At 50.4% G+C, this 26,298-nt stretch carries 24 protein-coding genes, 1 tRNA gene and 1 pseudogene; 7 read left to right on the top strand and 19 right to left on the bottom strand.

What is annotated here, in order from left to right; all coding sequences use genetic code 11:
- Positions 1 to 51: 51 nt before the first annotated feature.
- The 3 genes from DX130_RS03630 to DX130_RS03620 are packed head-to-tail and all read right to left on the bottom strand — an operon-like array spanning position 52 to position 3,037.
- Positions 52 to 1,026 carry a FecCD family ABC transporter permease gene (locus DX130_RS03630; protein ID WP_165861142.1) on the bottom strand — a complete coding sequence of 325 codons (975 nt, stop codon included), beginning with the start codon at positions 1,024 to 1,026 and terminating at the stop codon, positions 52 to 54.
- A complete protein-coding gene (locus DX130_RS03625; protein WP_116042911.1) occupies positions 1,023 to 2,051 on the bottom strand; it encodes a FecCD family ABC transporter permease in 1,029 nt (342 codons plus the stop codon). The genes DX130_RS03630 and DX130_RS03625 overlap by 4 nt, the downstream gene beginning before the upstream one ends.
- A gap of 26 nt (positions 2,052 to 2,077) precedes the next feature.
- Positions 2,078 to 3,037, bottom strand: a complete 960-nt coding sequence (locus tag DX130_RS03620) for an ABC transporter substrate-binding protein (protein WP_116042909.1) — start codon at positions 3,035 to 3,037, stop codon at positions 2,078 to 2,080.
- 283 nt (positions 3,038 to 3,320) lie between these two features.
- Between DX130_RS03620 and DX130_RS03615 the strand changes: the two genes are divergently transcribed.
- Together DX130_RS03615 and DX130_RS03610 are read left to right on the top strand one after the other, a co-directional pair.
- Positions 3,321 to 3,407: transfer RNA gene (locus tag DX130_RS03615), tRNA-Leu, on the top strand.
- A 121-nt stretch (positions 3,408 to 3,528) separates the two neighbouring features.
- Entirely contained in the window at positions 3,529 to 3,927 is a 399-nt protein-coding gene (locus DX130_RS03610; RefSeq protein ID WP_116042907.1) for a VOC family protein, read from the top strand.
- Positions 3,928 to 4,023: 96 nt separating this feature from the next.
- Here DX130_RS03610 and DX130_RS03605 read toward each other — a convergent pair whose 3' ends face one another.
- The 6 genes and pseudogenes from DX130_RS03605 to DX130_RS03580 all read right to left on the bottom strand — a co-directional run bounded on the left by DX130_RS03605 (position 4,024) and on the right by DX130_RS03580 (position 7,418).
- The gene (locus DX130_RS03605) at positions 4,024 to 4,953 is read right to left on the bottom strand and encodes a hypothetical protein (protein WP_116042906.1); all 930 of its coding nucleotides are present in this window, start codon (positions 4,951 to 4,953) and stop codon (positions 4,024 to 4,026) included.
- On the bottom strand, positions 4,950 to 5,441 hold the full coding sequence (locus DX130_RS03600) for an RNA polymerase sigma factor (RefSeq protein ID WP_116042904.1): 492 nt from the start codon (positions 5,439 to 5,441) through the stop codon (positions 4,950 to 4,952). Before DX130_RS03600 ends, DX130_RS03605 begins: the two co-directional genes overlap by 4 nt.
- Positions 5,442 to 5,922: 481 nt before the next feature.
- A pseudogene (locus DX130_RS26810) lies at positions 5,923 to 6,070 on the bottom strand (TFIIB-type zinc ribbon-containing protein); the annotation flags it as partial.
- Between the two features lie 31 nt (positions 6,071 to 6,101).
- A complete protein-coding gene (locus DX130_RS03590; RefSeq protein ID WP_116042901.1) occupies positions 6,102 to 6,320 on the bottom strand; it encodes a hypothetical protein in 219 nt (72 codons plus the stop codon).
- A 131-nt stretch (positions 6,321 to 6,451) separates the two neighbouring features.
- Positions 6,452 to 6,766, bottom strand: a complete 315-nt coding sequence (locus tag DX130_RS03585; RefSeq protein ID WP_116042899.1) for a hypothetical protein — start codon at positions 6,764 to 6,766, stop codon at positions 6,452 to 6,454.
- Positions 6,767 to 6,848: 82 nt separating this feature from the next.
- The gene (locus DX130_RS03580; protein ID WP_116042897.1) at positions 6,849 to 7,418 is read right to left on the bottom strand and encodes a xanthine phosphoribosyltransferase; all 570 of its coding nucleotides are present in this window, start codon (positions 7,416 to 7,418) and stop codon (positions 6,849 to 6,851) included.
- 207 nt (positions 7,419 to 7,625) lie between these two features.
- Between DX130_RS03580 and DX130_RS03575 the strand changes: the two genes are divergently transcribed.
- Both DX130_RS03575 and DX130_RS03570 read left to right on the top strand, forming a co-directional pair.
- Positions 7,626 to 8,291, top strand: a complete 666-nt coding sequence (locus tag DX130_RS03575; protein WP_116042895.1) for a hypothetical protein — start codon at positions 7,626 to 7,628, stop codon at positions 8,289 to 8,291.
- Positions 8,292 to 8,403: 112 nt separating this feature from the next.
- Positions 8,404 to 9,450: a YkvI family membrane protein gene (locus tag DX130_RS03570; RefSeq protein ID WP_116042894.1), complete on the top strand. Its 1,047-nt coding sequence runs from the start codon at positions 8,404 to 8,406 to the stop codon at positions 9,448 to 9,450.
- Positions 9,451 to 9,466: 16 nt separating this feature from the next.
- Here the strand turns inward: DX130_RS03570 and DX130_RS03565 are convergent, their stop codons facing one another.
- The 3 genes from DX130_RS03565 to DX130_RS03555 are packed head-to-tail and all read right to left on the bottom strand — an operon-like array spanning position 9,467 to position 15,222.
- On the bottom strand, positions 9,467 to 12,694 hold the full coding sequence (locus tag DX130_RS03565) for an AAA family ATPase (RefSeq protein WP_116042892.1): 3,228 nt from the start codon (positions 12,692 to 12,694) through the stop codon (positions 9,467 to 9,469).
- Between the two features lie 51 nt (positions 12,695 to 12,745).
- Entirely contained in the window at positions 12,746 to 14,041 is a 1,296-nt protein-coding gene (locus DX130_RS03560; protein ID WP_116042890.1) for a metallophosphoesterase family protein, read from the bottom strand.
- Positions 14,042 to 14,082: 41 nt separating this feature from the next.
- Positions 14,083 to 15,222 carry a glycosyltransferase family 4 protein gene (locus DX130_RS03555; RefSeq protein WP_116042888.1) on the bottom strand — a complete coding sequence of 380 codons (1,140 nt, stop codon included), beginning with the start codon at positions 15,220 to 15,222 and terminating at the stop codon, positions 14,083 to 14,085.
- A 145-nt stretch (positions 15,223 to 15,367) separates the two neighbouring features.
- Between DX130_RS03555 and DX130_RS03550 the strand changes: the two genes are divergently transcribed.
- Both DX130_RS03550 and DX130_RS03545 read left to right on the top strand, forming a co-directional pair.
- Entirely contained in the window at positions 15,368 to 16,540 is a 1,173-nt protein-coding gene (locus tag DX130_RS03550; RefSeq protein WP_116042886.1) for a GGDEF domain-containing protein, read from the top strand.
- A gap of 206 nt (positions 16,541 to 16,746) precedes the next feature.
- Positions 16,747 to 18,075: an extracellular solute-binding protein gene (locus DX130_RS03545; RefSeq protein ID WP_116042885.1), complete on the top strand. Its 1,329-nt coding sequence runs from the start codon at positions 16,747 to 16,749 to the stop codon at positions 18,073 to 18,075.
- A gap of 458 nt (positions 18,076 to 18,533) precedes the next feature.
- Here the strand turns inward: DX130_RS03545 and DX130_RS03540 are convergent, their stop codons facing one another.
- The 6 genes from DX130_RS03540 to nrdI form a co-directional block, all read right to left on the bottom strand.
- Positions 18,534 to 19,337: a PhzF family phenazine biosynthesis protein gene (locus DX130_RS03540; RefSeq protein ID WP_116042883.1), complete on the bottom strand. Its 804-nt coding sequence runs from the start codon at positions 19,335 to 19,337 to the stop codon at positions 18,534 to 18,536.
- A 168-nt stretch (positions 19,338 to 19,505) separates the two neighbouring features.
- Positions 19,506 to 19,958 carry a GyrI-like domain-containing protein gene (locus DX130_RS03535; RefSeq protein WP_116042882.1) on the bottom strand — a complete coding sequence of 151 codons (453 nt, stop codon included), beginning with the start codon at positions 19,956 to 19,958 and terminating at the stop codon, positions 19,506 to 19,508.
- Between the two features lie 155 nt (positions 19,959 to 20,113).
- Positions 20,114 to 21,022 (bottom strand): HPr(Ser) kinase/phosphatase, encoded by a 909-nt coding sequence (hprK, locus tag DX130_RS03530; RefSeq protein WP_116042880.1) that lies wholly within the window; start codon positions 21,020 to 21,022, stop codon positions 20,114 to 20,116.
- Between the two features lie 202 nt (positions 21,023 to 21,224).
- Entirely contained in the window at positions 21,225 to 22,181 is a 957-nt protein-coding gene (gene nrdF / locus DX130_RS03525; RefSeq protein WP_116042878.1) for a class 1b ribonucleoside-diphosphate reductase subunit beta, read from the bottom strand.
- Between the two features lie 52 nt (positions 22,182 to 22,233).
- Positions 22,234 to 24,318 (bottom strand): class 1b ribonucleoside-diphosphate reductase subunit alpha, encoded by a 2,085-nt coding sequence (nrdE, locus tag DX130_RS03520; RefSeq protein WP_116042876.1) that lies wholly within the window; start codon positions 24,316 to 24,318, stop codon positions 22,234 to 22,236.
- A complete protein-coding gene (nrdI, locus tag DX130_RS03515) occupies positions 24,305 to 24,664 on the bottom strand; it encodes a class Ib ribonucleoside-diphosphate reductase assembly flavoprotein NrdI (RefSeq protein ID WP_116042874.1) in 360 nt (119 codons plus the stop codon). Before nrdI ends, nrdE begins: the two co-directional genes overlap by 14 nt.
- A 287-nt stretch (positions 24,665 to 24,951) precedes the next feature.
- Here nrdI and DX130_RS03510 point away from each other — a divergent pair, with 287 nt between their 5' ends.
- Positions 24,952 to 25,173 (top strand): hypothetical protein, encoded by a 222-nt coding sequence (locus DX130_RS03510; protein WP_116042873.1) that lies wholly within the window; start codon positions 24,952 to 24,954, stop codon positions 25,171 to 25,173.
- A 379-nt stretch (positions 25,174 to 25,552) separates the two neighbouring features.
- On the opposite strand, the gene DX130_RS03505 is transcribed toward DX130_RS03510, so the two are convergent.
- On the bottom strand, positions 25,553 to 26,275 hold the full coding sequence (locus DX130_RS03505) for a class I SAM-dependent DNA methyltransferase (protein ID WP_116045709.1): 723 nt from the start codon (positions 26,273 to 26,275) through the stop codon (positions 25,553 to 25,555).
- Between the last annotated feature and the right edge of the window lie 23 nt (positions 26,276 to 26,298).

Genomic DNA, 26,298 nt, shown 5'->3' with positions numbered 1-26,298 from the left:
CAAAAAGCGCAGCACAAGGACATGTTCCCTATGCTGCGCTTTGTTTTATGTCTATTTTCCTTTTCGAACAAGCAGGATGTATAAGAAGTAAGGAGCCCCAATCAGAGCGGTAATAATGCCTGCCGGGATTTCCAATGGCGGATGAACAATTCGTCCTAGCATATCTGCTGTCGCAACCAGAACAGCACCCAGCAAGGCGGCGACAGGTACAGCATATCTGCTGTCCGATCCCACCAGAATTCTCGCCAGCGGCGGTACAACAAGCCCCACAAATCCGATTGTTCCGGCAATCGCCACTGAACTTGCGGCCAGTCCAACCGCAATAGCAAGCAAGGCCAGCCTCGCAACCTGAATGCGCATGCCTAGCCCCTTGACCGTATCCTCATCCAGTTGGAGCGTATTTAATAGCCGGAAGCACAGGAGGGTTAATAGCACGCCTACTGCCGTCCACGGCCAAAGAAGCTCTACATGCTGCCAGGAGCGGGCATACAAGCTTCCCTTCAACCAGACGAGCGCTTGTGAAGAGGACAGGGCGAATTTGACGATCATAAAAGTGATCAGCGCCTGAAATCCGGTCGATATCGCAACGCCTGTCAATGCCAGTCTCATGGGCCGAATGCCACCCCGCTGATAAGATACCAGATAAACAAGCGTTGCGGCTAGAATGGCACCGGCGAATGCAGCAATAGGAAGCACATGAGCGCCCAAATGCGGGAATACCAGCAGCACGATCACTGCAAACAATCCGCCGCCCGCCGAGATGCCGATAATATCGGGTGCGGCGAGCGGATTTCGGGTGATGCCCTGCAGGATGGAACCTGAAACTGCCATATTGACCCCTACCAATACCGCAATGAGCAGTCTCGGCAACCGATATTTCAACACCAGCCATTCGCCGGAACGCATCTCTTCTATAATATCCGCAATTGGCGTGCTGACTGCTCCAAGGCGCAAGCTAAGAAATGCTACGATGATAAGAAGAAGCGACAGCCCCATCATGATAAACAAAAATCTGCTTTTTCTCATGTTCGTCCTCCTTCTCTGCGTCGCAGCAAATAAAGGAAGAATGGAACGCCTAAAATAGCGGTTATGATACCCACCGGAATATCGGCAGGATAGAAGAGCCATTGTGCCGCAAAATCCGCCGATGACAGAAGCAGTGCTCCCAGCAGCGCGGACAACGGAATCATAATGCGATAGCTGATGCCGCCTAGTCGTCTCGCCATATGGGGAACAATCAGTCCGATAAACCCGATCGGTCCCGCTACAGCGACCGCACTGCCTGTCAATACGATAATGAGCAATCCTAATACTCCGCGGATTCGCTTAATATGGATGCCCAGCCCGCTGGCGATTTCTTCGCCTTGCATCAGAACATTCAACGTATTCGCTAGCAGATAGGCTACAATGACCGCTGGAATGCCAAGCAGCCATACCAAATAATTGTCTCTCCACTCTGCTCCCGACAGCTTGCCGGCCATCCAATATAAAATTTCAGTCAATTGGGTTTCAAATAATAAAATAATGCCGGTCGTCAGTGCACCCATAAACGCACTGATTGCCACCCCAGCGAGTACGAGCTTGGAGGGATCGCTTCCGCTAAAGCGGGAAAAGAAATAAATAAGGACGCCGCTGGCCGTTGCTCCGCACAATGCAGCAACCAGAATGACATCAGCGCTATTCACGCCGCCCCATATCATCAGTGACGCAACTGCAAAGCATGAAGCACCCTGATTCAGTCCCATAATCTCGGGATCGGCAAGAAAATTGCGGGTCATCGCCTGCAAGAGACAGCCTGCTATCGCCAGCGTCCCTCCCAAAGAGACTGCCAGCAGCAGTCGGGGCATACGGATATGCCATACGGTATAATTCAGCAATACATCCTTCGTATCAGAGGAAGGGAAAAATAGCGGCTTCCAGGCAAAGCCGTTCACCTTGAACGTAACGGTCAGGCAAGCCACGCCTATCAACAATAGGGCCAGAATGGCAAAAAGCAGCCGCAGGGATACTGCAGACTGCAGTCCCCGCCGCTCTTTCTTTACGATGCTCATCTATCCAATCTCCTTACTTGCATAACCTATTCTGCTTTCAGATGGAGAAGAAGTTCATCCAAAATGTTGCTCGCCGCGATCGGTCCGCGTCCACGCGCCCACAAATTGCGGTCTACCTCAATAAAATGTCCGTCCTTCACAGATTTCAGATCTTGATACAACGGATTGGATTTAAGTTTCTCCGTGCTGTCACCGTAGACCATAATATAGTCCGGGTTGATCTCATGTACACGCTCCAGCGTCAGCTTGCTGCCTTCGCCTTTGCCCTCAAGCTTCGAAATCTCCCCGTTGTAAGCATAATCAACTCCAGTGCTGCTGAGCAACGAACCGATAAAGGAGTCCTTGATCCATACCGTAAACTCGTCATCAAAAAATCCTGCGACAATAATTGAAGGCTGGCCTTCAACTTTCCCCTTCACATCATCGATTTTGGCGGTCAAATCAGAGATCACTTTCTCTGCTTCCGCTTGCTTGCCCAGAAGCTCGCCGATGCTTTTAACATTATCCAACACTTGTGTATAGCTAACATCGTCAAAAGCAACTGTAGAAGCGATGCCTTCAAGCTCGGCACGAATCATGCTATGACGATCCACACTGGCGATGATCAGATCAGGCTTGAGCGATTGGATAACCTCCAGGTTAGGGGCTTTGCGCTCGCCTATATCCGTTACTTCCGATTTAATTAAGCCTTGCAGGTATTCCGGTATTTTAGTTGTGCCTACTCCCGCATTGCCAGCCGGTACTACACCTAGGCTTGTCAACGTGTCAATAAACGAAAAGTCCAGTGTAACGACCTTCTGCGGGACTTGATCCTCCTGCCAAGTTCCCCACTCATGTTGGACACTGGCTCCAGCTGCTCCGTTTTCCACTGTTGTGCCCTGATTGGATCCATGATCGGACGGTGTCGCATTTTTATTCGACCCACAACCCGTTAGCGCTATACTGAAGCACAGCATAATAACCGCGAACATTTGATACTTCTTCATGAAATTGCTCCTCCTTGGCTTTACCGTTAATGATTATTATTCTCAATTACAAATTGTAATAGAAGGTTTATGCTTTGACATCATCCAGTTGTCATCATTTCATACCATCCAGTTGACGAGCCAGCTTATTCTCTCCTTCATAAGCTAGCCTTAATAGCTGTGATTCATGCTTGGTCCACCCTTTCAACATTTTAAAAATAAAAGATCTTCAAAGTAATAAAAACAATGCTTGACCCAACTTTCGCTTTGTGATACATTATTTCATGTTGACACAACAACACATGCGGTCGTGGCGGAATTGGCAGACGCGCTAGATTCAGGTTCTAGTGGTGTAACAGCCGTGGAGGTTCGAGTCCTCTCGACCGCACCAACCACAAACAAACAGGTTCGTGAAATTGCTCTTGCAGCGATTTACGAACCTTTTTTATTTACTCGACCTTTAAGGCTTCCATTTCATATCCTGTTTATAAATGAACGGAGGGTACCATCCAATGAAAATCTTAAGATACGATCATCTTGTGCTGACAGTAGCTAGCATCGAGCAGTCCATCCGATTTTATGGCGATGTGTTGGGCATGGAAATTGAGACGTTCGGCCAAAATCGAAAAGCAGCGAAATTCGGTCAACAAAAAATTAATTTTCAGGAAGTCGGTAAAGAAATTGATCCAAAAGCTAAATATCCAGTACCCGGTTCCGGCGATTTCTGCCTCATTACAGAATCAACGCCTGCGGAAGTGCAGAGGTATCTGGAACTTAAAGGCGTACCAATTGAATTGGGGCCCGTTCAGCGAACAGGAGCTCTAGGACCGATTACATCCATCTATATTCGAGATCCTGATCAAAATTTGGTCGAAATCTCCAGCTACACTCCGCACATTCACATTCGGTAAGTGCAGATTCTGACATAACTATAAAATAGCGATGATCGCAAGTCCTCTACAAAGGTCAGACAAGCGATCATCGCTCTTATAAAGTTTCTTGTTTCATTACAACATCTGATCCCACAGAGCCCGGAAAGCTTGCTCCTCCACCTGAAAAAAAACGGGCGCGCCAACATACATCACATAGTTGTCCGGGAACAGCCACAACCGCACCTCCGTTCCGTCTTCCAGTGTCAGAAACAGCATTTTCTGAAGATGCTTATCCCGTTCATAAATACCGTCTGTATTCAACCCATCCCGGTCGAATGGCTTCGCTTCGTACAGTGCCGCAACAAATGAATCAACAAACTCATTTGATGCCAGCTCTCCGAACTCAGGCTTGCTATAGTACCAAGCGTCATAGGGCTGCCAGTTCACCGATTGCACACGATTTTTCAGTCGCAGCTTTCCAATCAGATCCTCCCCCGAATGAATCGTAATTCCATTCAAGCACTCGTACAGCTCGGCATAAATCTCTCCGTTCTCTTCATGATAGGACATAATACGAAAGCTCTCATCATAGCCATTCACCGCAAAAATATCCACTTGTCCGATGCTGGAAGCCAGCTCTTCATAATCCGTTTTTTTGCTCCACTCATCGATTCCGCCCTTCGTCCGACCAAGCCGCTCGCCTCGCAGCAGCTTCGCATCGGCTGGCGTCAATCGTGTGCTTGTCTGCGTGTAGATGCTGCCTTCATAGACGACCAGCCCGATCATATCTGCCATTGCGTTACTTTTCTTCGGCAGCTTCATCTTGGGGATAACAACAGCATCCACCGGGGGGACCATCGCACCCAAAGTCTCTCCTCGGTCAAGACTATACTGAGCAACCGCCCAAACAACAAAACAAATCGCCACCAAGCATGCGGTACCGTATACGAATGTGCGGGGATAGCGACGCTTCTGTGGGATGGCGACTGCCCCCGCAAGCCGCTCCTCCATGCCGGGATCCGGCACGATGGATTCCATCGCATCTTGGTAATCTTGCCGATTCATGTATGTCCCTCTCCTTCCAAATCCAACTTTAATCGCATTCTGCCCCGATTCAGCCGCATCTTCGCTGCCGACTCGCTAATATGCAGAATATCGGCTATTTCCTTTACGCTGTAATCTTCATAGTAGTAAAGGTGAATAACGCTCCTATAGCGGAGGGGCAGTGCAAGCACAAGCTCCATCAACGGCTGCATCTCGCTATTACCTCTAATTTCTGGCATCTCTGCCCTTTGAATGACGCGCCTGAACCAGGAACTGCGGCGTATATTGCGGCAATGGTTGGTCATTACCCGGATCAGCCATGCCTTCTCATGCTCATCATCCCGGAATGCAGGCGCGCGGTACAGCAGCTTCATAAATGCCTCTTGCATAGCTTCCTCGGCATCTTGCGAACGACCCAGATGCACCATTGCCAATTTGTACAGCATCAAGCCATGTTTCCTGTAACTCTCTGTAAAGTCCACGCCCGGCCGGAGCGAGTTGCTTTGCATATGCACGGAACCCCCTTTCCCTAAACACACCTATAGACGTCAATCGGTCACATTTCGATACAAAAATATTCCGGTTGCAACAAAAAAGCTTTCCCTGCGATCTCCGCCGCAGTGGAAAGCTTGCTTTGCCCTAACCATTAATCAAACAAGTCGCCTAATACATCCAGCACCGTTTTTTTCTTCTTATACGGCCTTCCGTATTTGTCATAACCCTGTTGGCCTTGCTTCTGGCCGTAACCTGGCTGCGGATACCCTTGATTGTACGTTTGCTGGCCGGAATCATACCCACCCTGCGGTCCTCCATAACCGGGACCGCCTTGCGGTGCGCCATATCCGCCTTGTTGCGGCTGGCCGTAGCCGCCGCTGGCACCTTGCTGCCCATAGCCAGTCGATGGCTGGGAAGGCTGACCATACGGCCCAGACTGTTGCGCCGGCTGACCCGATGCTGGATCGATATGCAGCTGCTCCATTCGCTCATAGTCCTGACGGACTTCGCGCACGCCTTGCATCAGCTTCTCCAGTTCTCCCCGATCCAGCCACACGCCCTTGCATTCCGGGCATACGTCAATCAGGACATCGTCCTTGACAACTTCTCTCATACGTACATCATCGCATACTGGACACTTCATACGATCACTCCTGCTTTTTGTACTTCAAGCTTTATACGGACGGCGAAGACATACGTTCCTCCGAGATCGGCACATAACGGTAGGTCCTGCTTAGCTTTACGACACGGCGACTTCGTTTGCGCACCAAGACGGAGGTCTCGTCCCATGCGACGACGATCCCGAGCACATCATTGATCTCCATCTCATCCCGCTCAACTCTTACGGTTTCGCCGGACTGACGATACGTCTCCAATTGCTCCTCTGACACCATAAACGGACTTTCCCTCCCTTTCCCCAAACTGTGAAACAAGAAAATGCTTACAGCTTCTATTATACTAAAAAACCTCGACGATCACATAATGCGTATCATCGAGGTTCAATATTTGTTGTTGCGCTGCACGCTTAACCCACATGCTCTCGGTTCGTCTCGTACCATTCGTCCAATACACGAGAAGACATGACACGCTTGCCGATATATTCGGCTTGCTTCTCGGTGAACTGCTCCTGCCAACCGACAGACAGCTCTTCACAAAGCTTCACAATTGTAAGCAGCTCTGACCAAGCAACGTAACGTTTGTACCAGAAAAACTGCGGGTGCTCAATCATGTAAGGATACAGATCATCAAATTCCGTATGCTTGCAATCCAATGCTCTCTCAAAATGCGTCTTCGCATCGGTTAGTTTAGCTTGAAGAAACTCAGCAGACATATTCCCCATTACTTGTGCCTCCCCTCGATCACTTACCTTTTATTATAAGCGAAATAATCGCCCGGGAAAAGAGTAATACCACTGGTACATCTTACTCAAATTTAATTTCTCCGTTGTCGAGCGAAGCGATCTTGACGAGCGACTCCACCCGAACTCCTTGCTCCCGAAGAGTTCTGGCGCCTGCCTGGAACGACTTCTCTACCACGATGCCCATGCCGACCAGCGTCGCACCGGAGCGCTCGATGATTTTGATCAATCCGCGCGCAGCATCTCCGTTGGCAATAATATCATCAATGAACAGCAGCCGGTCGTCGCTCGAGAGGAATTGCTTCGAAACCATAATATCCGTAACTATGCCCTTCGTAAAAGAAGGCACACGCTCCATATAAACGTCAGGATCTGCAATCAGCGTCTTCTTCCTTCTTGCGAAGACAAGCGGCACGCCCAGCACATAGGCTGCAGCGAACGCGGCAGGAATCCCGGATGATTCTACCGTAATGACCTTAGTAATCGACTGTTCCGCGAATCTTTTGGCGAATTCCTGTCCCATCTCCATCGTTAGCGCCGGATCAACCTGATGATTGATGATGGCATCCATGCGAAGCACATCACTCGACAAGACTGACGACTCTTCCAATATACGTTGCTTTAACTTTTCCATTCGTAATGACCTCCGCCAAAAATCCCTTTTCGATAACGTACCATAAGCAGGGTAAAATGCGCAACCTGTCATGTCAAGTTTGCTGCAGCACTATACCGATCCTTGTAATGCGTGTGAAAAATGAGAACCATTTCATGGAGAAAGAAGCAACTTTCCCCCTCCAAACAACGTTTATATACATGAGAAACAAGATTCGGAGGAGCGCTTATGAACCTATTTCGGAACGCTCAACATTATCATCGCCTGCTGCTTGTCCCTGCTCTTGCTTTTACAGTAGGTTTATCCGCCTGTCAAAGCCCTGACAAGCAAAGCGGCAACGAGTTGCAGCATAACGACGGGCTTGTCATCGACAGTCCTCAGAAGTCCTATGACCAGAAGAACGGAGCAACTGCTCCCCCTGCTTCGCACAATCCAGACAAAGAAGCTTCAACGGAAACCTCTTCGCTGAATAAGACCGGCCCTGGAAGCTCCAGCCACTCTCATCATTGGAACCTGAACAGTCCCCGGCTGAAAGGTGTCGCGATTGGCGACACCAACGAAGTGATCCACAGCTACTTCGGCCAAGCGGAAGACAGCTACCATCTCGAGGAGGACGCCGAATCGATACATGTACTGGAGTACGACGGTTTCTCCATCGGTCTGGATTCTGGCGGCTTCGTGCATTTCGTCGAAGTATTTGGCGCCGATACGCTGGCCGGCCTAAGCGGACTTCGAATTGGCGACGATTCGGATAAAGCGCTGAAGGAACTCGGAAAACCAGACTCCCGCTCCGACTATCTCCTCATCTATGACGCGGATGGCGCAACGCTTAAGCTGGACGTCAATCCCGATCTGGACAAGATTGTCGCGATGAAGTTGATCGCACACGGTTGATCCCCCTTGACATGAAGTCACACGAGCCAAATTCCAATAATTATGTCATGCCTGTCCCTCCTTGGACATACCTTCTTAATAGAGAAGGCAGTTGGATCGGAGGACAGGCAGGATGCAGAAGCGGACAGGCAAAGTATTGCAAATAGCTTCAACTTATATGGGAACCATCGTTGGCGCTGGATTTGCCACCGGACAAGAAATTTTGCAGTTTTTTACGAGATTCGGCTATTGGGGTTCTATAACGATCGCATTGGCAACTGTTCTCTTTATTTGGTTAGGAACCAAAATGATGCTGCTCGCCAGTGAGATTCGCGCGAAATCCTATGAGGACTTGAACAAAGCGCTGTTCGGCGACCGTTATGGACGACTGATCAGCCATTTCATGCTGGTCATCCTGCTTGGGGTCACTGCCGTCATGCTGGCCGGCGCAGGCACAATCTTTTACGAACACTGGAATATCTCCTATCAAGCCGGTCTCCTCATTACGATGGTAGCCAGCTTCTTTCTATTGCGCAAGGGGATGAAGGCTATCCTGACTGTCAATGCAATCGTGGTGCCCGTCATGCTTCTATTCACAGTGCTCGTGATGATCGATACGTTCCGAACACCCGGATCGGACAAGTTCATGACGCTGGTCACCGATTATTCGCCTTGGGCCGCATGGGCCTCCCCTTTCCTCTATACCGCCTTTAACCTCTCTCTTGCACAAGCCGTGCTCGTCCCGCTGGGCGCTGAAATCGGCGACAGGAAAACGATTGTCATCGGCTCCTGGGTCGGAGGGATCGGGATCGGCTTTATGCTGCTCGCCGGCCATATCGCTTTGTCTGTTCATATGCCGGGTATCCAACAGTTTGCGATTCCGATGGGGGGCATTGCCAGACAACTGGGCTACTATGTGCAATTCATTTATATTTTCCTGATTTTTGCCGAAATTTTCACAACCTTGATTGCCGATATTTACGGCTTGACCCTCCAGTTGCAGGAACGGATGAAATGGTCACGTGAGCTGCTGACGCTAGGCGTGCTTATTATTTGCTACCTGGCCAGCCAGATCGGCTTCGGTACGCTGCTCTCGACATTGTACCCGCTATTCGGTCTTATTAGCCTTGGGTGGCTGGTCCTGATCATACGCAAAAAAGTCGCCTACCGACGAACGTAGGCGACTCTTCAAGAAACTAACGGCTAGCCGCGGCCATATCGAGATTTACAAGCTTAGCCTCCGAGCATGCGGCCATCAAGGCATCACGCGTATGCTCCTGGCAGGTGAAGAACAGAATTTGGCGTTCCTCGGACAGCTCCGCCATTAACGCAGCGGCAGCCTTTAATCTGGAGCCATCGAAATGAACAAAGAGGTCGTCCAGCATAAGCGGAAGCTTGCTGCTTGATGAAGATTCCTTCGCCAATGCAAGACGCATAGACAGATAGAGCTGCTCAGCCGTACCGCGGCTTAAGAACCCGCTATCCAGCACAGCATGTCCCTTGTCCTCGACCTGAATGCCTGAACGGCTTGGATCGGCGCTTACTCTCACATAACGGCCCTCCGTCAGCTTGTTCATATAAGAAGATGCATGGCGCAATACGATCGGCTGTTTCTCCTGTTCGTAGATGCGCTTCGTATGCTCAATTAGGGATCGGCTTACCGACAGAACCGCATAACGCTCCATATCGGCATCCAGGCCAGCCAGAACCATCTCTCGCTCTGCAAGTAGACGTTGTCGCTCCCCCTCCTGTCGAAGCTGCTCCAGAGCCGCGCCCAACGCACCCTTTCGTTCCAGCAGCTCCTGCTGATCCTGAATAAATCGGGTTTCTTCCTGCCGAATGTCCTCCAGCCGGCTCGACAGCATCTCTTCATCGGCATGATTCAGAAGCTGCTCCACCTCATGCCATTCCTCATTCGTCAAACCTGCTGTAAGCTCAATCTCAAGCTTCAGCCGCTCATCCATTAAGTCTGTTCTTAAACGAAAATGTTCAAGAGCCGCCACATATTCCGCTTCCAGCGATAGCCCCGCTTCCCGGATTGCAGCACCGATCTCCAGCCCCACAGCATCCAGCTTTCTCTCTGCATCAACCAGCACCAGACTTATTTCCTGTAAGCCCGCTTCTAGCGTGCGAGCTTCCTTCCGAATGTCAGCCTGGCGTCTGCACTCCGCCAGCAGACTTTGTAAGGCAAGCCCTGCATCTTGTTGAAGCATGCGCTCGGCTTGTTGGTTGCCTTCGCATAATTGCCCCGCTTTTCGTTCATACCGGGACAGCTCTGCACATGCCTCCTCACGCCGAATCGTCAATCGGTCATACCTTTTCAGCTGCTCCAATGCTTCCTCCGCCAGCTCGAATGCTTCAAGCGCCGCCGCTGACGACATTGTGCCGGTTAACGATCGTTCTGCCAGCCATGCGCTCCATTGCTCAGCGAAGACTTCCGAACGTCGCTTCATCTCATTCGCCGCAGCCTCGCTCTCTCCGATGGAATCACGCTGGCGCGCCAGTCGACCCTCTGTCTCATCATGCTTCGAGCGCCAAAGCTCATAATCGCCGATGGCCTCAATACGGTCTTGAACCTCTTGGCGGATCAGCCCGCGGAACATGCCGCCGGAGTTAGTCGACAGACTCTGGCGGAACTGCATAAGCAGCTCCTCCATCCGGCTATCCCCATCCTTCACCATGCCGCCCAGCGCCTGGCGAACCCGCTGCTCACCTTGAGCGACTGCACCGCGGCGGCCTCTTCCGCCAACTGATCGCGAGTTCTTGCTCGCGGAAGCACCTGTCGATCGCAAACTGATCATTAAACCAACGGCGATGCCGCCTGCTCCCACAGCTGCGACAGTGCCAAGTATGCCCGCTTGATCAAGCCAGCCAAGTGCCGAGGCGATGCCAAGTCCAATTGCGGCTCCAGTCGCGAGAATCACCCCTGCTAAACGTGAAAAAGCATGACGAGCTTTATCAGTGTCGTGCAGCGTCCCTACATCCGATCCCGACTCAAGCTCCCATTCTCTCAATGCATCGTCGAGCTCGTTCCACGCTGCCATGAGACTGCTCTTGGAAGCTGGATAGAGCGCGAAGCGCCCCTGTGCGCTGTCGTTAAGTGACTGCTTCGCTCTAGTCATTCGGGTCCTGGCTTCGTCCAGCAACATGACTAGCTCTTTCTCTTGCTGACGAAGCGCATCATGCTCTGACGCCAGACGCTCCTCCTGGCGAAGCAATGCCCCTGTGCGCTCCTGCATAGTACGGGCATAGTCGCGCTCCGCAATCGTCACGGTCAAATCGCGAAGCTGACGCTCCGTCCACTCCGGCGATATGCTCGCAACCAATTCGCCGATTGTCTCATCCAACTGCCGCAGCTCGCTATCCCATTCCGAGACTTGCTCTTTTATCGCCTTCATCCGTTCAGAGGATTGCAGCGCAGCTTCGGTATCTACCGTCTTAGCGATCAAATGATCATCATAGAGCAAACTCGCCAGCTGACGCTCCAGCCTGCCAGCTTCCAGCTTCAGAGTATCCCTCTTCTCTTCAGCGTCTTGACGCTTGCGCAGCCATTCATGCCACGCGTGCTCTGCACCGAAAGCGAGCGATTCTGTGTACTGGTACTGCTCAGCCTCAACGGCTATCTGTCTCACCCGCAGCCAAGCTGGTCTGGAGGCCAGCGCCTTCTGTATATGTCTGAGCTGCATCTGCACCAGGGGCAACCCCTCTGATATAACCTTAAGCGCATTGGCAGTTTCCGCTTCCTGTTGCCTAAGATGATTATAATTGTCTATGCCGTCTTCGAGCCTTCTCCATTCGGCCTCTAGCTGTTCCAGCTTCTTCAGCTCGGCATTTACGCGCTGATTGGACCCTTTGGGCTTGAACAGGAGCTCCAGCTCCTGGTTAATCTCTTTCTCGGCAGCCGCTACCGCACCGCCGCTCTCCCAGCCTGCCTGATACAGATGGCGGCCAAGCTCCGCGCCCGACAATAGACCCACTTCCTGCAGTTCTGTAAGCGTTACTGCAAATAATCCACGGAATAAGCGCTCCTGGATGCCGCCCAAATAATCGGTCTCCCACGCTCGCTGCTCCATCGCCTTTTCTTCCAGGCTTATGGACTCGCTAACGGAATCCCAAGGTGTCGTAGCTTCCCGCAGTCTAGGCTTGCCGCCCGCCTCATCCGCGTGTCGGAGTAGATAATAGGACTTTCCTGTCCCATCACGAAACAAGAGCCGTCCACCATGTCGTCCACCATGCAGCGGCTCGGCGCGAAGTACGGGGTGAGAACGGCGCGCAAAGCCATACAGCATCGTCCTCAAAAAACCGAACAGTGTGCTTTTGCCCACTTCATTTGGTCCATAAACGACAATAACCGGCGCATCCAAATCCAGGCGCCGGTCATGAAACCGTCCGTATCCTTCTATAAAAGCTTCTTGCAGCCTCATACCGCATCCTCCTGCCTGGCCCCGCTGGCCGAGCCATTGCCGCCCCGTTTATTAGGATGGGCGGCGGTTGTTCTCTCCAGCATCAGCAATCAAACTTAATGTCAGTTCCTTCGCCTGCTGAAGCCACTCCTTCGGAAGCACGTCCCACTTCGCCTGGCCGAGCCGATTCAACTTGGGATGATTCGACATATCCCCAATGGCTTGTTCCGCCAGTTCCCGCCATTTCGCTTCATCCTGTCCAGTCCTGTCGCTAAGTCGGAACAACTCGCCGGCAAAACTGTCTTCGTCCTGCAACATATGCCAGTTGATTGGGGCGTTCGTGGATGACACCAGTCCATAGACATACGTCCATTGCTCGTCCGAATAGATAGGCTCTGTCGCTTGCAATTGTTCAATCCAAGCGGCAAGCGCTGCCTCCTGGCTAACCGTTCGGTGAAGACTCCCGCTGCCTACCAATCGCAGCCGCAGCATGACGGAGGAGCCGCTTTCCTCTTCTCTGCACTGTGCAACTCGCCGCTCCATTCTTCGAAGCAGCTCCTGCTCGGTCGAAACATCTTCGATCGATAGATCTAACTCCAGCCACCGTACCTTATCCAGCGGCATAAAGCGCATATCGACTCTTTTACCTTCCGATACATCAACCAAATAACAGCCCTTGGCACCGGTTTCCTTCGGATTCCGTCCCTGCAGATTGCCTGCATAAGCGACATGCGGATACTCATGCAGCAGCTCGCGCTTATGAATATGTCCAAGCGCCCAATAATCAAAGCCGCTGCCGATTAGCTGCTCCAACGTACATGGCGCGTAGGGGTCATGTGAAGCGTTGCCACCCACATTGCCATGCAGCAGCGCAATATGATAAGGCGCTTCCGGCGCAGCCTGATATGAAATCGCCAGGTTGCGCGTCTCCGCCCGTTCTCCGTAAGACATGCCATAGACGTATGCCGCCAGCTCTCCCGATTTCCGATAAGCCGGAAGCCCTGCAGGCCGAGCCGAGCCGAATATATGTACATTCGGCGGAAGCTCAAGCCGTGCACGTCTGCCGCCAAGATGATCGTGATTGCCATGAATCGCATAGACCGATATGCCCTCAGCCGCAAGACGTTCCCACTCTTGAAGCAAAGCAAGCTGTGCGCGCAGAGAACGGTCGGCCTCGTCGAAGAGATCGCCTGCAATTACGATAAAATCAACTTCTTCGGCAATCGCAAGATCCGTCAGCTTCTTCAAAGCGGCGAAGGTTGAATCCATCAACCCTTTCCTTACGGCATCCGGCGCCTTCGACAGACCTTTGAACGGACTGTCCAAATGAAAATCGGCTGCGTGGATGAACCGAAATGACACACTCATGCTGTCACCAGCCTTTTATTTGATCTCATTAGTGAAGCTTACTACTGAGCGTTCTCAGCCGCGTTCACTTCGTTGTACACCTTCTTCAACTGGGAGATAACGCGCTGCAATGAATAGACCTTTTTCGCTTTATCCCAGCCGGAACGGGCCAAGTTGTAACGGTACGTCGGATCGATAAGCACCTTCTCAAGCGCGTCCGCAAGCGCTTCTGGATTCTCAGGCGGTACAAGCAGGCCGTTCACGCCGTCCTCGATCTGCTCCGAAATCCCCCCAACATTCGTGCCCACAAGCGCCAGCCAGCAGAGGGCTGCCTCGGCAAATACGGAGCCGAATGCCTCAGCGCGGGAGGGCAATACAAAAACATCGAAAAACGGCATAAACTCCTCCGGATGCAGCATGTATCCATAAAAAATGATATCATCGTACAGACCCAGCTTCTGAGCCAACTCCTCCAACTCTTCTCGAATTGGACCGTCCCCAATTATATGCAGGACAAATGGATGGCCTCTGCGCTTCAGTTCCGCACATGAAGCAAGCAGCACATCGAGTCCTTTGGCAGGGACAAGCCGGCAGACGGTAATAAGTTGCGTGACTTCGTTTTCATGAGCAATAGGCTTGAATCGCTTCTCGTCGAAGCCATTGGGAATGATTTTGATACGTTCTGGATGATCGATGAACGGCGCAAGATAGGATCGAAATGATTCCGAGACGGTCATTAGCTTATCGACCTTGGATTCCAGCTCGCGATATATTGAAGTCAGGAAGCGATGCTCTACGCTGCCCTCTTTAATCTTGCCATTCAGAATAAGCTCGCGCTCATAGCTGGAGTGAAGCGTCATGACAAGCGGAGTATCCGGGAATAGATCCTTCATGACCATCGCAGCGATGGGATGATGCGCGTGGATGATGTCATAGGGCTTCTGAATTCGCATACGCGTCCACCATACGTAATCTTTATAAGTCTGGATATATTTATCGACGAGCGAATTGCCGATATAAGGGGTATGATCAAACGTTTGGAACGTGACCTCTTCCTGGCCTTTGTTCCTTACTCGCTTCGGGAGGGAGAATAATTCCATGCCCCATCCGAGCTTATGGAAGCGTTCTTGAATGTAAGGGACCATGGACGATACGCCGCCGGGCTGTTCCGGAGGAAAAAATAACGCTTGCAGTATATTCATTTGTCCCAGCTCCTGATAGGTTCTAAAGCGGTGTTCGCTTCGAATGCTCATTAACTTAAAGGTTCAACATCTACTAAATTATGATATAATAGAACGTATGTTTCTGTAAAGTTTCTTCCCATCCTACAATATTGGTGGTCGGACGATGACAATCATGCAATGGCTGACAGGCCCGAACGGACAACTATTCTCATCTTCATCGGTAATCGTCATTCTGATACTGATGCTTTTCATGTCCATCAAGTTATATGTAAGCTACCGTAACAAGCATACCTACAGGCTGCTCATTACGGCCATTTCACTTAGCATCGCGCGGCAAGCCGCCTTGGTGGCACTGGCATTCCCAGGATGGAATCTCTCCCCATCGCTGTATCTCTTGTCTGATGTGCTGCACATTGTATCTTTTATTATTATAAACTTTGTATTCATGAAATTATATACCTACCGTTCCGCGCAGCTCCGGATTATTCCATTCGCTATCATGTCATTCGCGACCGTATGCTTGGCTGCCATTCAGATTATGATCCAGCCATTCGAAGGCATGGACAGAACGGTCGGGGATTTCTCATTTCCGATGCTCGATGTCTACAGCATAGTCGTTACCCTTATTATATTGCTTGCAACGCGAAACGCCGACATGAACAACAAATATTATGCTGGGCTTGTCGTCTTCTTCATCTATGAGCTGGCACGTGTCGCGGAAGGTTATGTATTCCACGGATCGCAGCCATGGCTGCTGCTGCTCGCGATGCTGATGCCGATTCTGTACTTCTCGCTCCTGTTCATCCTGTTGTTCGAATGGGTTATCGAACGGCTAATGTCGACTTATCAATCATCCATTGTCGATGGCCTGACCGGACTATACAATAGACGCCACTTTAGTTCCAAAGCAGAGGGCTTGCTGGCAAGCAGCAAGTCAGTTGCCGTTATTTTCTGCGATATTGACAACTTCAAGAGATTGAACGATACGCAGGGCCATCATCAAGCCGATGGGGTCTTGAAGCGAGTGGCTGAGATTATTAAAGAAGAAGCCAGCGGCATCGGCGCTGCAGGCCGCTATGGCGGAGAGGAACTGCTGGCCTGTATCAGCACAGACCGCGTCAAGCCGGAGATTGTAGCGGAATCGATCCGCAAGCGCGTAGAAGCCGAGACGATAGTGACCATCAGTGTCGGATTCTGCACAACCAAGGACACGTCCACGATTCAGGAAATGGTTAAGCTCGCCGATGAAGCCATGTATTACTCCAAGGCGAATGGCAAAAACCGCGTCACCGCCTATAAATCGATTCCCGCTTCCAAAAGAGGAATGAGCATATAAGTACAGGAGGGAAGTATCCGTATGCATGATGCATGCGCGATGCTTCTCTTTTTTTATTTCTGAACTTGCTATGCTTTCGCTTATTCAACTATAAATTTCAAATATTACTCTTATGCAACAAAAAATGGACCCCCTTCGTCTGACATAGAGAAGTTAAATGCACAATAATTCCCATAAAATAAACTCATTTTCAAGGAGGATTTGCATTGAAAAAACGTAGTACGGCGTGGATCACTTGTTTGCTTCTTCTATCCTTTCTTGCCCAAGGCTGCACCTTACCCGGAATCGGCAAGGAAAAGCAGCCTGAAATCACCGTAAAGGTAATAGCTGAGCCAGTGGAACGGTTCCATCTCTTTGAGCCGCTATTACGCGAAAAATTCCCCCATATTACATTTGAAGTGAGAGACCCCTTAAGCGAGGTATGGGCAAATAAAAATATTGCACCTGAGGATTATATGGAAGCTATCTTAGCCATTATAGAACAGGCGGACGCGGATCTTTTTCTTAACTTTCAGGCAGATTATTACATAGAGAATTATCCTTTGCTGGATTTGGCCCCATTGCTGAATATGTATGGGATTCAACTAAATGTGCATCAACAAGTTTTGGCCGATCAAGCAACACGACGGGATGGGACGTTAACAACTTTATCTCCTACATTTAACAAACAAGTTTTGTTTATAAATAATAAGCTCTTGAGCGAGTTGAATGTGGCAATACCGGAAAGTCCGATGTCCTGGGAGACGTTCAGGCAAACAGCCGTATCGATTCAGGAACAATCTCCGAATATACAAAGCTACACTACGAATTTCTCGCAATTTTCGGCGTTGGAGTGGTTCGGCCGGACGATTATGGGTTGGAATCTCGTTGAAGACAACCAGCTTACGCTGGATCGTCAAGAGTGGCGGGAATTGTTTGAACAGATCTATGGGGATGGCTTGAAGGAGAAGTTTCTAAACAGCAAGATATACAATCCCCGTACTTTCGATAATACTGGGCTGTACATCACTGGCGGCCATTACATTCGAGCTTTAATGAATGCCGGCCAATCCCCGGAGGATTGGTCTATTGTTGAGCTGCCGCGTGATCCTATGAATAACTATCGTATGCCTATCTATGCAACGAATCCGTTTGCTATTCATGCGGAGAGCGAGTATATTGACGAACTGATGGGAATGATTGCGTATCTCATGAGTGAAGAGGGGGCAGAGCGTATTGAAGCTGATGTTATAAGCGTAGAAGCAGCCAAACGTTGGGAGGATATCCAGAGTCCGTTTGGCTTCGTTACCTACAGAGACGAGTTGACTTTTAACCAGTTTGGGGCTGAGGCGATCTTCGAGTTGGATGGTGTGACTCCGGCAGCTTCGAACGTCAAACTTGCCAATGAAGCGTATTTTCAACTGATTGATGTATTTGATGTGCAATTCAAGGCTGTAGCGAGCGGGTCTCTTTCATTTGATCAAGGGTGGGAGCTCGTTCAGCAGACTGTTCAAAAAATCAATAGCGAGCCAAGCAACTTTGTCGCTGCTGAATAAATAAACCATGGCTAAACACGCAACTGCGCAAGTAAATGTTCTTCCGATCGCTGTTGTACCCGGATTCCTTGATCTTATCGTTTATAGGTTGGAATCCGGATACAAAGGCGAACGCTACCGCTTCTCCAGAACATTTACTTGCTCCGTTTGCTTCGGCCATGAAGGGACAGTACTCAACAATCACAATTTTCATTTCCAATGAACTTGGAAAACGGCTTTTTCTCTGGAACATTTAGCAAACATGGCTAAACACGCTAACTACACAAGTAAATGTTCTTCCGATCGCTGTTGTATCCGGATTCCTTGATCTTATCGTTTATAGGTTGGAATCCGGATACAAAGGCGAACGCTACCGCTTCTCCAGAACATTTACTTGCTCCGTTTGCTTCGGCCATGAAGAACAGAACACTGCCAAACTTATCTCCACTGAATTTGAAGAACGACCTTCTTCCTACAAATCATTCAGTAAGCTCGCCGCGAAGTACGGTGACTGCTTGTCCGGATAGCAGTACCCGCTCGCCCTTTAACTGTACCCGAACATAACCGCCTCTTTCAGAAGCCTGATAGCCGATTAACGCCTCTCTGCGAAGACGCTTGGCCCAATATGGAGCCAATGCACAATGAGCCGAACCTGTTACGGGATCTTCATCTACACCGATCCCAGGGAAAAATGCACGAGATATGAAGTCGAAGCTCGCTCCCTCTCCCTTCTTTTCTGCTGCGCTTGTCACGATTACACCTCTAGTCTGCAACGTCTTCAGCAATTGAAAGTCCGGCTGCAAGGTTCGTACCGTTGCCTCGCTGTCTACCTCGACCAAGTAGTCCATTCGATTGCGGCCCACATACCTCGGTATAAGCCCAAGCGCCTCGATAAGCTCCTTCGGTGCCTCGGTCGGCGCTGCCGGTTCGGAAGGGAAATCCATAATCATCCACTCTCCATCCCGTTCCACCGTCAAGATCCCGCTTTTCGTCTGAAAGACAGCTCTCTGTGTCACTGCTAGCCGCCCCGTATCCCATAGTGCATGAGCCGCAGCCAATGTCGCATGTCCGCATAGATCCACCTCTGCCTTCGGCGTAAACCAGCGTAATGAATAACCCTCATCGCCAGGCCTAACAAATGCGGTCTCCGACACATTCATTTCCGAGGCAATAATTTGCATGCGAGATTCTGGTATCGCTTCTTCTACTAAACAAACCGCCGCTGGATTTCCTTTATATTTCTCGTTAGTAAAAGCATCTATAATATGCATGACCATACTCATACTACTACTCCCCTTCCCATCACCCATCATGAGGATTGCCTCATGAAGTTAATCAATAAGCTATTTTACAAATCGGTCACGTATCGTAATAAAGGCCCACTAGCTCAGCCCGCCTCATCATTATTCTACAAAAAAAAAGAACCTGCTTTTCGCAAGCTCTTCGTATCATTAGTCTTTCAGCGGGATCAGAAGCTCAACCGGCTCTTCCTCCCAATGCTGCTCATCGATATAGAACAGCTCCAAGGAGACAGCTTGTTCATCCTTCCGGAGACCCTTCGCATTTATCCAGGCATGCAGTTGCTCGTATCCTTCGCCAATCCGCTTATTAGAGCTTGCGACCATCGCATAGCGATGGGCAGGAATCGTTAGCTGCACCATGCCTTCCGGTACTTCTTCCAGGTGATGAACCTCATAACAGGCCCAATAGGTTGCAAATGCTTCGTTCCCGAAGTAAGGGCTGTACAGCACAATCGACTTCACATTATCGTTCAATTCATGCTTTCTGGCGAGAAACTCGGTCTGCAACCGGATCGCTTCATCCGGGAAGGATGAATACGGACCACAATAACTGATTCCAACGAGTTGCAAAGCAGGCTTGATGACGATCGAGCAGTTTTCCACGCTTTGTTCCTCCTTAACGTTTTGTTGAACAAAACCGGTAGAGAAGGCACTCCCTTTACTTACATAGGATGAGCTTGCACAACTTTAGTGTAGCATGACTTCCCATTTAAAGGATAGTTTTTTTCGAAAATGTTCGCATGAAGCCTTTGTTAACGTTAATCGAATTCCAGCCGCTTCATAAAATCTTCAACCGCGCTGTAGCCCTGCTGCTTCAAGTACCAGTTGTTTGCCGCCGCTTCAATCAGTCCGGCTACGTCGCGCCCCGGCTGCAGCTGAATTTCGAAATGCGGGATTTGTACGCCCATATAGTCGACATACTGAGGCTCCAGCTCCAGGTCATTGTTCAAATCGTTCTCACGCCATCTCGTCAACTCGATATCGAGCGTAATACGCGTCTCGTCCTGAAACGCCTTGCGTCCGTATAAACGCACCACGTTGACCAGTCCTACGCTGCGCAGCGCAAGAAATTCCTTCGACTTCTCATTATGGCTGCCCAGCAGCGTCTGTGAGCTCAGCTTCTTCAGTACGACAATATCGTCGGCGACAAGCCTATGCCCGCGCCTGATCAGCGTATGAGCCGTCTCGCTTTTGCCGACACCAGACTTGCCGCGCAGCAGAATACCGATACCCGATACGTTCAAGCAGACGCCATGTACCGCAATTTCAGGCGCAAGCCCCTTCAACAGATAGGCATCTAACATCCCTACGAATGCGGCGGTAGGCTCCTGCGTGCGAAGCAGCGGGATACCTTCCTCCACACAATGCTTGGTCAAATACTTCAATCCCTCCTGTCCAGCGGTGACGATAAAACAAGGGGGATGATACTTAACGATATTGCCGATATGGAAGTTGCGCTCATCCTCGGTCAGACGATGAAGATACGTAATTTCCTTTTTGCCGAGAATTTGTACATGCTCCTGCGGGAAGAAATCAAAGTATCCCATAAACTCCAGACCCGGACGATACGCCCGAGCCTTTACTATACTTCTGTCCAAATGTTCGGAACCCACAAGCACCTCAAGGTTAAAGCGGCTGGCCAGTTCCCTCACTGCAATTGACTTCATCAACCCGTCTGCTCCCTCACATTCACTTGCGATCCCTCCGCCCAAGGCGCTGCAGCATCATTCGTTTGTGGTTTCCCACCTAATAAGCTCTAGCTACTATTAGCTTACTAGAGAGCAACATTTCTTGCAAAAATCGCCCCCGCCTTGCCAAAAGGCATAGTCGAGAGCGATCATGATTGATCCTATGAGCCAAGCTTTCGATTTAGAAGTTGAACACGAAATCGTCGTCGTTCAGCGGCTCGACATGAATCGTGCGCACGTAGCCATTGCCCTTCTTGGAGAAGAAGTCATGCTGCTTCGTATGCGTGCTGATGCCGTTGAATACGATCGGATTGACCGGCTCTTCCGGGAAGTGCGGCTCCATGCCAAGGTTCATAAGCGCTTTGTTCGCGTTGTAGCGGACATAAGTCTTTACTTCCTCTTCCAGGCCAAGCGTGCCGTACAGATCATCCGTATAAGTCACTTCGTTCTCGTACAGAGCATTAAGAAGCGCATAGACCTCAGCTTGCAGCTCCGCTTGCTCTTCCGCGCTGAACGTAGCGAACAGCTCCTGAGCAAGTACGCCCACATACAGGCCGTGAATGCTCTCATCGCGAAGAATCAAGTCGATAATCTCGCCGCTGCTTGTCATCTTGCCCTGGCCTGCCAGGTACAGCGGATAGAAGAAACCGCTGTAGAACAGGTAACTTTCCAGAAATACGGATGCGGCCATCGCTTTGTACAGCTCTTTTGGTCCCGTAATATTTGTATACCAGGATGAAATCATGTTCGCTTTCTTCTGAAGCTGCGGATTCTCTTCCACCCACTTGAAGATAGCGTCGATTTCTTCGCCGGAAGCCAGTGTCGTGAAAATACTGCTGTACGACTTGGCGTGAATTTGCTCCATCATGGACATGAAGGACAATACAGCCTTGCGCTGCAATCCGTCCACATGCTCCAAAATTTTCGGCATGCCGATGCCGCCTTGTATGGTATCAAGCAACGTCAGGCCGCCGAGCACGTTTTTGTACAGCGTGCGCTCGTCGTCCGTCATTTGCATCCAATCCATTTTATCATCGGATAACGGAATTTCTTCGTCCGTCCAGAACTGCATCACATTCTGTTGCCAGAACGTCAGCGTAAAATCGTCGTCCGGACGATTCCAGTTAACTGCTTTCATAGTAGGCATGCTCCTTCTTTACTGCATAATCATAATACGTTCGTAAGCCGGATTAAACGGCGCAGCTTGTGCACTCTTCGACAGACAGGCGTTTCGTCCGCGTATAGTAGAGCGACTTCAGGCCCTTCTGAGCGGCATAAACGTAGAATCTCGCGAGCTCGCGTGTCGTTACGTTGCTGTTCACGTGCAGGACGCTGGAGATGCCTTGGTCGATATGTTGTCCGATCTCGGCGATCAGGTCGATCAGCTTGAACTGATTGATGTTGTACGCCGATTTGTAATAGAAGAAATTATCCTGCGACAGGTAAGGCATCGGGTAATACGTCGTCGAGTTCGCGTAGGTGCGCGTCTCGATATGTTCCACGATTGGCATTACGCTGGATGTCGCATTCTGGATATAGGAAATGCTTTGCGTTGGCGCGATCGCCAGACGGTATGCGTGGTACAAGCCATGCTGCTGCACCTTTTCCTTCAGCTCTGCCCAGTCCTGCGGGGACGGGATGTAGATGCCTTCGAACAATTCCTTCACGATATCCGTCTTCGGACGGTAGTCCGTCTCCGTGTAACGTGTGAAGTATGTGCCCTTCGCATATTCGGAACGGTCGAAGCCTTTGAACGTTGCACCGCGTTCCTTCGCGATCTCCATGCTCTTCTCCAGCGAGTAGTAGTTCATCATCATGAAGAATGCGCTAGCGAAGTCTTTTGCTTCATCGCTCTCGTAAGCGATTTTGTTCTTGGCCAGGTAGCCGTTCAGGTTCATCGCGCCAAGACCTACGGAATGAAGCTCTTCGTTCGCTTTGCGAACACCCGGAGCATTGTCGATCTTCGACAGGTCGCTCACTGTCGTCAGCGCTTCGATGCCGACATGGACGGATTCTTTTACTTTTCCGCGTTCCATTACATTCACTATATTGAGAGACGCCAGGTTGCAGCTAATGTCGCGGCGAATGACGTCGTCGTAGCCATAGTCATTGATTTCAGAGGTTTCTTGCAATTGGAAGATCTCCGTGCACAGGTTGGACATCTTGACCGAACCGATATCTTTCAATGCGTGCACACTGTTGGCATTCGATTTATTCATAATGTACGGGTAACCGGATTCCAACTGAATGGAAGCGATCTTCGTCAACATATCGCGCGCATTCATGACCGTTTTCTTCGTTACTTGGTCATTGGCAAGCAGTTCTTCGTACATCTCGTCCATATCCATGTCGTCCAGATGCTTGCCGTATGCCTTCTGTACCGAAAACGGTCCAAAGACAACAAGCGGACGGTTCTGCGCAGCCAGCTCATAAAATTTGTTCGGAATGATCAGGCCGATGGACAATGTCTTAATGCGGGATTTCTCGTCCGCGTTAATTTTTTTGCAATCCAGGAACTCAATGATGTCCCAGCCGAAAATATTGTAGTAGCCTGCTCCGGAGCCTTTGCGCTGACCCATCTGGTCGGCGTAGGAGAATGCATCCTCCATCAGCTTCAGCACCGGCATGATGCCCTTCGCTGCGCCTTCCACGCCTTTGATCGGCTCGCCGCGTCCGCGCAGCTTGGATAGGTTGACCGCTACGCCGCCGCCGATTTTGGACAGCTGCATGCATGTGCCCAGCACGTAGTTGATGGAGTTCAAGGAATCGTCCATCTCCAGCAGGAAGCACGATACCATCTCGCCGCGGCGGCTCTTGCCCGCATTCAGGAATGTTGGCGTCGCCGGCTGCAGACGCTGCTCGATCATGGCTTCCGCGATGCGAAGCGCACGTTCAGCGTCGCCTTCACCCAGACTAAGCGCTACGATCGCTACACGATCAGAATACTGCTCCAAGTATTGGGCTTTGTTATTCGTCTTCATCGCGTAGTCCTTGTAAAACTTGGACGCCGCCATATAGGATTGGAATTCGAAGCCGCTGTTCGCCGTCAAATGAAATACGGCTTCCACTTGCTCAAAAGTATATTTTTGGAAAACGTTATCATAGTAGTCGTTCTCGATGAGATAATCCAGCTTCTCGCGCAAGGAATCGAACTTCACGCTTTTCTCGTCCACTTCCGCCATGAACGCTCTTACCGCTTCCTTGTCTTTCTCCAGTTGGTAAAATCCGTCCGCTCCGCGCTGCATCAATTCATTGTTCAATTCAATATGCTTCAATGGCCTGCACCCTTTCGACAAAATGTAACGTATCTTGACTCGTTCCCGACAACTCAAACTTTAATATGACAGGCACATCGTATTTCTGGGAGATCGTATCCGCGCTCTTCGCGAAGCCCGGTCCCCAATTGCGATTGCCGCTTGCAGATACCCCGCGCAGCATGTTGTAGTTCGATTCCAGGAAGGAGTTGACCTTCTCCGGCACTTGTCCGAACCCTGTTGTATAGGTGACTAACACGAATGGTTCAGCTACCTCTCTCTGCTCATCGATCGGTACTGCACGCATATTCAGTTTGTTGATGAAACGTTTGACATTGCCCGTTTTGGAATCGTAGACAACTAGCACCGTGCACCCGCTCCCTTACTGAATTTCAGCAATCAAAAAGCGCTTCTGACCGCCCCTAGCGGGCAGACGCGCTTCAATACGATATACTAGTGATAGATGGTGAAAAACACTATATCATCAATATGTAGTTGCTGTTTTTGATTTTACATCAAGATATAGGTCTCGTCAATGAAAATTATGGAGAAACTATGAATCCCTATTTAGCAGCTTTTAAGACGCACTCGACTATTTTAACAGATACGGCTATGATGGGATAGTGACATTTTATAGCTATATTGGAGGTACCCATGGAGAAAAAAATGACATCGGATGAAGCACGCTTTGAGCTGCTCCAATTGCTTGGTGAAGCCGGCCGTGAGCAATCGGGCCTGTTGCCCTATTTAGAGGAGCTGGAGAAGAAATGCAAGCGTCTGGAGGACGAGAATCGGAAGTACAGGGATGCAGCGGCGAGACGAGCCTCATCCGCAGCGTCCATGAACAGCCGCCTCAAGGATGCTCTGAGAGAATAAGCCGCAATAAAACCTGGCATAAAAAACGACAAATTGCATTTGTCGAACAATAGCGAATTTTATGCCTACTATATATAGAAGAAACACGACGGGTTTCGGCGTGAAAATCTTGGATTCGACATGTTCTAAGGAGAGAAAGAGATGGATCCTAGGTCTATCCTCTCGACGCGCTCAGGGGTCCTAAGACGGGACTTTGGGACAAAAGCCAACTACTTGCTCTCCGCCAAGCTGCAATCTCATGCAGCGGCCTTCCAGGCGTCTAAGGACAATGACAGCCATCACAGTGAACTCGCTTCTTGCATTAGCTTCGAATGCCTGTCCGTAGACAAGAGCAGGCCTCCGCCGCGTATCCACGCAGGGAGGCCTTGTTAGGATTAATTTATTTGATTGCTGCAAAAAACAAACGTTCTGAATTGGCATCAGCAGGCTTCAGCTCGAAGTCGGCATAACGATCGACCACTGTGAATCCTGCTCGCCTTAGCGCAGCTTCAATCCAGTCTGGGTCGTAGGCACGCTGCCTATGCGTTTCTTCGAACCGATAGAAGGAAGCTTCACGATCACGGGCGAAGATCGTCAGATTATGCTCGATCTGACAGCGTGATTCCTCGAAATCGCAAGTCCAGATATACGCAATATCACGCTCGTCCAGAACGAATGGCTGCTCATCTGCATATCGAAGAAATTGCTTCGGCGGATGCATGTCGAACAGGAATGATCCCCCTGGCTTCAGCGCGGCGAAGGTTGCGCGGAATGCTGCTTCCACATCCGCTTCCTCCGTCAAATAATTCAAGCAGTCGCAGAATGAAATAACCGCGTCAACCGGCGCTGCCATCTCCCAGCGGCGCATATCCTGCTGAAGCCACCTGATTGTGCCGGCACGGGGACGCATCACCTGCTGAGGTGTCTCCTCCCACTTGCTGCGGGCAACGGAGAGCATATCCGCGGACAAGTCGATGCCGTACACATGGAATCCGGAGCGCGCCAGCGGAATAGATAGACTGCCCGTGCCGCAGCCCAGATCCACAACCGTTGACGGCATGCCATAACGAGACCAGCCCGCTCTGGCGAAGCCTAGCCATTCGGCATAGGGCATATCCTCCATCAACTGGTCGTACACGAGCGCGA

Source organism: Paenibacillus paeoniae, from assembly GCF_003388735.1.
GTDB classification, from domain to species: Bacteria; Bacillota; Bacilli; order Paenibacillales; family Paenibacillaceae; genus Pristimantibacillus; species Pristimantibacillus paeoniae.
This window is presented reverse-complemented; position numbering and strand designations above follow the sequence as displayed.

What these genes read in the sequence shown, in the direction of transcription:
- DX130_RS03580 (WP_116042897.1), bottom strand. Translation starts at nt 7,418, where the DNA reads ATGGAAAAGTTAAAGCAACGTATATTGGAAGAGTCGTCAGTCTTGTCG.
- DX130_RS03570 (WP_116042894.1), top strand. Translation starts at nt 8,404, where the DNA reads ATGCAGAAGCGGACAGGCAAAGTATTGCAAATAGCTTCAACTTATATG.
- DX130_RS03540 (WP_116042883.1), bottom strand. Translation starts at nt 19,337, where the DNA reads ATGAGTATGGTCATGCATATTATAGATGCTTTTACTAACGAGAAATAT.
- DX130_RS03600 (WP_116042904.1), bottom strand. Translation starts at nt 5,441, where the DNA reads ATGCAAAGCAACTCGCTCCGGCCGGGCGTGGACTTTACAGAGAGTTAC.
- DX130_RS03560 (WP_116042890.1), bottom strand. Translation starts at nt 14,041, where the DNA reads ATGAGTGTGTCATTTCGGTTCATCCACGCAGCCGATTTTCATTTGGAC.
- DX130_RS03565 (WP_116042892.1), bottom strand. Translation starts at nt 12,694, where the DNA reads ATGAGGCTGCAAGAAGCTTTTATAGAAGGATACGGACGGTTTCATGAC.
- DX130_RS03625 (WP_116042911.1), bottom strand. Translation starts at nt 2,051, where the DNA reads ATGAGCATCGTAAAGAAAGAGCGGCGGGGACTGCAGTCTGCAGTATCC.
- DX130_RS03610 (WP_116042907.1), top strand. Translation starts at nt 3,529, where the DNA reads ATGAAAATCTTAAGATACGATCATCTTGTGCTGACAGTAGCTAGCATC.
- DX130_RS03590 (WP_116042901.1), bottom strand. Translation starts at nt 6,320, where the DNA reads ATGGTGTCAGAGGAGCAATTGGAGACGTATCGTCAGTCCGGCGAAACC.
- hprK (WP_116042880.1), bottom strand. Translation starts at nt 21,022, where the DNA reads ATGAAGTCAATTGCAGTGAGGGAACTGGCCAGCCGCTTTAACCTTGAG.
- DX130_RS03510 (WP_116042873.1), top strand. Translation starts at nt 24,952, where the DNA reads ATGGAGAAAAAAATGACATCGGATGAAGCACGCTTTGAGCTGCTCCAA.
- DX130_RS03605 (WP_116042906.1), bottom strand. Translation starts at nt 4,953, where the DNA reads ATGAATCGGCAAGATTACCAAGATGCGATGGAATCCATCGTGCCGGAT.
- DX130_RS03585 (WP_116042899.1), bottom strand. Translation starts at nt 6,766, where the DNA reads ATGGGGAATATGTCTGCTGAGTTTCTTCAAGCTAAACTAACCGATGCG.
- DX130_RS03630 (WP_165861142.1), bottom strand. Translation starts at nt 1,026, where the DNA reads ATGAGAAAAAGCAGATTTTTGTTTATCATGATGGGGCTGTCGCTTCTT.
- DX130_RS03555 (WP_116042888.1), bottom strand. Translation starts at nt 15,222, where the DNA reads ATGAATATACTGCAAGCGTTATTTTTTCCTCCGGAACAGCCCGGCGGC.
- DX130_RS03505 (WP_116045709.1), bottom strand. Translation starts at nt 26,275, where the DNA reads ATGGAGGATATGCCCTATGCCGAATGGCTAGGCTTCGCCAGAGCGGGC.
- DX130_RS03620 (WP_116042909.1), bottom strand. Translation starts at nt 3,037, where the DNA reads ATGAAGAAGTATCAAATGTTCGCGGTTATTATGCTGTGCTTCAGTATA.
- nrdF (WP_116042878.1), bottom strand. Translation starts at nt 22,181, where the DNA reads ATGAAAGCAGTTAACTGGAATCGTCCGGACGACGATTTTACGCTGACG.
- DX130_RS03575 (WP_116042895.1), top strand. Translation starts at nt 7,626, where the DNA reads ATGAACCTATTTCGGAACGCTCAACATTATCATCGCCTGCTGCTTGTC.
- DX130_RS03550 (WP_116042886.1), top strand. Translation starts at nt 15,368, where the DNA reads ATGACAATCATGCAATGGCTGACAGGCCCGAACGGACAACTATTCTCA.